This window comes from Microbispora rosea, from assembly GCF_900156315.1.
Lineage (GTDB): Bacteria > Actinomycetota > Actinomycetes > Streptosporangiales > Streptosporangiaceae > Microbispora > Microbispora rosea.
Window position 1 is genome coordinate 1 of sequence record NZ_FTNI01000067.1, and the last position, 5,136, is coordinate 5,136.

Below are 5,136 nucleotides of genomic sequence, written 5' to 3' on the forward strand. Positions count from 1 at the left end.
GCCCTTGACACATTTCCGGATGATTTCCAGACTGACTCCCCGAGGCGGCTCCTCCTGCCGGGGTCGGTGGTGCACGGCAGGGGCCGCAGTTCCGACGCGACGACCGATCGCGTGGTGTTCCCGCGGCGTCTGTCCGCGTTCCCTCATCGATTCCGCAGTGGAGGCTCAGGCATGGGCGAAATTTCCCCACCTGCCGACGGAGGACGGCGAAGGCACGCCGGCACCCGCCGGCTGCTGATCGCCGGCGCCCTCGGCGTACTCGGCACCGTGACCGCACTTTCGACATCCCTCCCGGCCGGTGCGGCCGCCGGCACCCTGGGCGCGGCCGCCGCCCAGAGCGGCCGCTACTTCGGCACCGCGATCGCGGCCGGGCACCTGAACGACTCGACCTACGTGGCCACCTGGGACCGGGAGTTCAACTCGGTCACCGCGGAGAACGAGATGAAATGGGGCCCGATCGAGCCCTCTCGCAACTCCTTCAACTGGGGTTCGGCCGACCAGATCGTCAACCACGCCGTGAGCAAGGGCATGAAGGTCCGCGGCCACACCCTGGTCTGGCACGCCCAGCTGCCCAGCTGGATCAACACCAACATGTCGGCCAGCGACCTGCGCTCGGCGATGACCAACCACATCACCCAGGTCATGAACCACTACAAGGGCAAGGTCTACGCCTGGGACGTGGTCAACGAGGCCTTCGCCGACGGCGGCTCCGTCGGCAGCCTGCGGAGCTCGATCTTCACGCAGAAACTGGGCAACGGCTTCATCGAGGAGGCGTTCCGCGCCGCACGCGCCGCCGACCCCAACGTCAAGCTGTGCTACAACGACTACAACATCGACGACGCCAACGCGAACAAGACCCGCGGCGTCTACAACATGGTCAAGGACTTCAAGGCCCGCGGCGTGCCCATCGACTGCGTCGGACTGCAGTCCCACTTCGGCAACCCGCCGTCCAACTACCAGCAGAACATCGCCCAGTTCGCCGCCCTCGGCGTCGACGTCCAGATCACCGAGCTCGACGTCGGCGGCTCCGGGTCCACCCAGGCCGACGCCTACCGTCGCGTCACCCAGGCCTGCATGGCCGTGTCCCGCTGCACCGGCATCACGGTGTGGGGCATCACCGACAAGTGGTCCTGGCGCAGCGGCGACACCCCGCTGCTGTTCGACGGCAACTTCAACAAGAAGCAGGCCTACACCGCCGTCCTCGACGCCCTCAACGGCGGGACCTCCAGTTCTCCCCCGCCCACCGGAAACGGGACCGCCATCAAGGGCGTGGGATCGGGCCGGTGCCTGGACGTCACCGAAGCCTCCCAGGCCAACGGCGCCCAGGTGGAGATCTGGGACTGCAACGGGCAGAGCAACCAGCAGTGGACGCAGACAAGTGCCAGTGAGCTGCGGGTCTACGGCAACAAGTGCCTGGACGTGAACGGCGGCGGCACCGCCGACGGCACCAGCGTGATCATCTGGGACTGCAACGGGCAGAACAACCAGAAGTGGCGGTTCAACTCCGACGGCACCATCACCGCGGTCGGTGCTAACAAGTGCCTGGACGTGTCCGGCAACGGCACCGCCAACGGCACCAAGGTGCAGATCTGGACGTGCAACGGTCAGAACAACCAGAAGTGGAATCGAGTGTGACACCACCGCACGCCGGGGCGGCCGCAACGTGGCCGCCCCGGCGTGGGGCGTTGGACTCGCCGGCGCGGCCTTGACGTCGTTCCGCTCGTAGAACCATCCCACCCGTGACACCGTCGCCGGACTCCACGCATCAAGTCCTGGCGGCCCCGAACGGTGTGCGGTTTTCCGGCCCCAGAGCGACCGCTCACCCGTGAGCGACCAGTACGCGAAGGCGCGGATCGGCGCCGACAGCCAAGAGGAGAGAGATGACGCACGATCAGAACGATCCCGTGAGCGGCGAGCGGAGATTGCTGAGCCGGAGATCCGTCCTGACGACGATGGGAGCGCTGCCGGTCATCACGGCCGCGACGTCGGTCCTGGGGGCCACGGAGGCCGCGGCGGCGACCGCGACCATCAATCCGTCGGCGCAGCGGCAGACCATCCGGGGCTTCGGCGGCATGGCCCATGCGGCCTGGATCGGCGACCTGACGGCCGCCCAGCGGGAGACGGCGTTCGGCACCGGCGAGGGCAGGCTGGGGTTCTCCATCCTGCGGATCCCCGTCGGCGAGAGCCAGGCGGACTTCGGCCGCGACCTGGCGACGGCGAAGCGCGCGGCCGAGCTCGGAGTGACCGTCTTCGCCTCGCCGTGGAATCCCCCGGCCGCCATGATCGAGACCTTCAACCGCAACGGCCAGACGAACGCGAAACGCCTCAGGTACGACCAGTACGCCGCGTACGCCCAGCATCTGAACTCTTTCAGCACGTACATGCGGAACAACGGGGTGAACCTGTACGCGATATCCGTGCAGAACGAGCCCGATTACGCCCACGACTGGACGTGGTGGACGTCCACCGAAATGGTCAAATTCCTGCGGGAGAACGCCGGCTCGATCAACACCCGGGTCATCGCGCCCGAGTCCTTCCAGTACGTCAAGAGCATGTCGGACCCGATCCTCAACGACTCCACGGCGCTCGCCAACGTGGACATCATCGGGGCGCACCTCTACGGCACGTCGTACTCGAACTTCCCCTACCCGCTCTTCAAGCAGAAGGGCGCGGGCAAGGACCTCTGGATGACCGAGGTCTACTACCCCAACAGCACCGACTCGGCGGACACCTGGCCGCAGGCGCTCGACGTGGGCGAGCACATGCACCGCGCCATGGTGGAGGCCGAGTTCCAGGCGTACGTCTGGTGGTACATCCGGCGCAGCTACGGCCCCATGCGGGAGGACGGCCAGCTCAGCAAGCGTGGCGCGATCATGGCGCAGTTCGCCAGGTTCGTCCGCCCCGGGTACGTGCGGATCGACGCGACGGCGAACCCCGCGTCGAACGTCTACGTCTCGGCGTACCGGAACGGTGACAGCGTCGTCATCGTCGCCATCAACAAGGGGACCTCCGGGGTGAGCCAGCAGTTCACCGTGGCGAACGCCGGCTCGGCCTCCGTCTCGTCCTGGCTGACCGACGGGAGCAGGAACGTCGCCCCCCAGGCGGCGACCACCATGTCGAACGGGTCCCTCACCGTCACGCTTCCCGCGCGCAGCATGACGACCTTCGTGACCAGCCTGAGCGGCGGCTCCTCGCCCTCCCCGTCGCCTGTCCTGTCGCCGACGCCGTCACCCAGCCCGTCGCCCAGCGCCTCACCCAGCGGCGGCACCGGGACCGGGCCCCGGGTCGCCTACACGATGAACTCCTGGGACGGCGGCTTCACCGCCGCCGTCAGCATCACCAACACCGGAACCTCGACGATCGACGGCTGGACGCTGAGCTTCACCCTGCCCTCCGGCCAGTCCATCACGTCGGGCTGGAACGCCACCTACTCGCCCTCCAGCGGCCAGGTGAGCGCACGCAACGTCAGCTACAACGGAACGATCGCCCCGGGCGCCACCGTCGACATCGGTTTCCAGGCCACCCACACCGGCAACACGGCCAAGCCGACCGCCTTCACCCTCAACGGCGTGCCCTGCACCGTGGCCTGACCCGGCCCTCGGGACGCGTGGGTTCGCACGCGAACTCGGCCGCCGCCCCGGACGCGGAGGTCCGGGGCGGCGGCCGGGGTCATCCGAGCGCCTCCACGGCGGCGCGCAGCACCTGCCACTGCTCGGACAGCGCGTGGGGCACCTCTCCGAGGGGGTCCTTGAAGAAGAAGGCCAGTTCGGTGAGCGGACCCGTGCGCCCCGCCCGGTGGGCGGCGGCCGTCAGCCGCGCGAGGTCCAGGACCAGCGGCGCGGCCAGCGCCGAGTCGCAGCCGTGCCAGGTGAACTCCATCCGCATGCGGGTGCCGAGGAAGCCCTCGAAGGAGATCAGGTCCCACGCGGTCTTGAAGTCGTCGAGGTCCTCGACGAAGTCGATCCGGGTCTCCCCCTGCGGGGTGTAACCGAGCGTCTCGCGCAGCACGCGCTGTTTGCTGGCGGACTTGGCCGCGTTGGCCGCCGGCTCGGCGAGGTTCGCGCCGTCGCCACCGCCCAGCAGGTTGGTGCCGGACCAGGCGCGCACCTTCATGTTGCGCATTCTGAACATCGGGGCGAGCACCGACTTGACCAGGGTCTCCCCGGTCTTGCCGTCGTGGCCCGCGTACGGAAGGCCCTGTGCGCGGGCCAGTGCGTCGAGGGCGGGCAGGCGGGCGCCGGTCGACGGCGTGAAGTCGACGTACGGGCAGCCGGCGCGCAGGGCGGCGTAGGCGGCCAGGGCGCTGGGCGGCAGGACGGGCTCCGGCCCGTCCAGCGCGGCGTGCAGCGCGTCGAGATCGGCGTGGGCGGGATGTGGCGGCGGCGCGGGTTCCGTGGTCGAGACGTTGATCACGACGACGTGGTCCAGGTCGTGCCGCCGGCGGAAACGGTCCAGGTCGGCGCCGATGGCGTCCGCGACCTCGGCTTGGGTGCCGTGGTCCGGCAGGGGCCGCACGTCCTGCTCGATCTCGAGCAGGACGTCCTGCACGGCCACAGCGAGCCGAGCCGGGACGATTCCCGCCTCGCCCAGCGCGGCGGCCTTCTTGACCAGGGGGACCGAGGAGATGTCGTGGCCGCCGAAGACCAGCTCCCCTATGGCGGGGAGGGCGTCGCTGTGCAGCTCGGGCGACTCCAGGACGCATCCGATCGGTTCGGCCATGCCCGCTCGCACCGCAGAGGCCCCGAGCATGCTGGTGACGGCGACCGACCCTCGTGCTCCGATCAGCCATACTCCGGTTCTCATCTGTCTCCTCTCCCCGGCCAGGTCAGCCGGGATGGTGCGGGTGGTGCTGAGGGTGGGTCTGCTCCGCCGGGTGGCGGCCACCGTGTGGCCGCCACCCGGCGGTAGGGGTCATTCGGAGGAGAAGGCGGCGTCGAAGGCGGCGTCCGGTGGGGTGATGGCGTTCAGCGAGCGGATGTAGGCGAGGGCCTCGGGTGCGCCGTGCAGCCGGTCCATGCCCGCGTCCTCCCACTCGATGGAGATCGGGCCGTCGTAGCCGATGTGGTTGAGCGCCCGGAAGCACTCCTCCCACGGCACATCGCCCCGCCCGGTGGACACGAAGTCCCACCCGCGGCG

The 5,136-nt window shown here is 69.3% G+C and carries 4 protein-coding genes; 2 read left to right on the forward strand and 2 right to left on the reverse strand.

Translation table 11 applies throughout. The features are described 5' to 3' along the window. Positions 1–171: 171 nt before the first annotated feature. Together BXA11_RS40890 and xynC are read left to right on the forward strand one after the other, a co-directional pair. Positions 172–1,635 carry an endo-1,4-beta-xylanase gene (locus BXA11_RS40890; RefSeq protein ID WP_076443319.1) on the forward strand — a complete coding sequence of 488 codons (1,464 nt, stop codon included), beginning with the start codon at positions 172–174 and terminating at the stop codon, positions 1,633–1,635. Positions 1,636–1,880: 245 nt separating this feature from the next. Next, positions 1,881–3,590, forward strand: a complete 1,710-nt coding sequence (gene xynC / locus BXA11_RS40895; RefSeq protein ID WP_076443320.1) for a glucuronoarabinoxylan endo-1,4-beta-xylanase XynC — start codon at positions 1,881–1,883, stop codon at positions 3,588–3,590. 79 nt (positions 3,591–3,669) lie between these two features. On the opposite strand, the gene BXA11_RS40900 is transcribed toward xynC, so the two are convergent. Both BXA11_RS40900 and BXA11_RS40905 read right to left on the reverse strand, forming a co-directional pair. After that, on the reverse strand, positions 3,670–4,803 hold the full coding sequence (locus BXA11_RS40900; protein WP_076443321.1) for an inositol-3-phosphate synthase: 1,134 nt from the start codon (positions 4,801–4,803) through the stop codon (positions 3,670–3,672). 108 nt (positions 4,804–4,911) lie between these two features. Continuing rightward, positions 4,912–5,136, reverse strand: a 225-nt coding sequence (locus tag BXA11_RS40905; protein WP_244303617.1) for a sugar phosphate isomerase/epimerase family protein, incomplete at its 5' end; no start/stop codon positions are given.

Coding starts and splice junctions, on each gene's coding strand:
- xynC (WP_076443320.1), top strand. CDS start 1,881: ATGACGCACGATCAGAACGATCCCGTGAGCGGCGAGCGGAGATTGCTG.
- BXA11_RS40900 (WP_076443321.1), bottom strand. CDS start 4,803: ATGAGAACCGGAGTATGGCTGATCGGAGCACGAGGGTCGGTCGCCGTC.
- BXA11_RS40890 (WP_076443319.1), top strand. CDS start 172: ATGGGCGAAATTTCCCCACCTGCCGACGGAGGACGGCGAAGGCACGCC.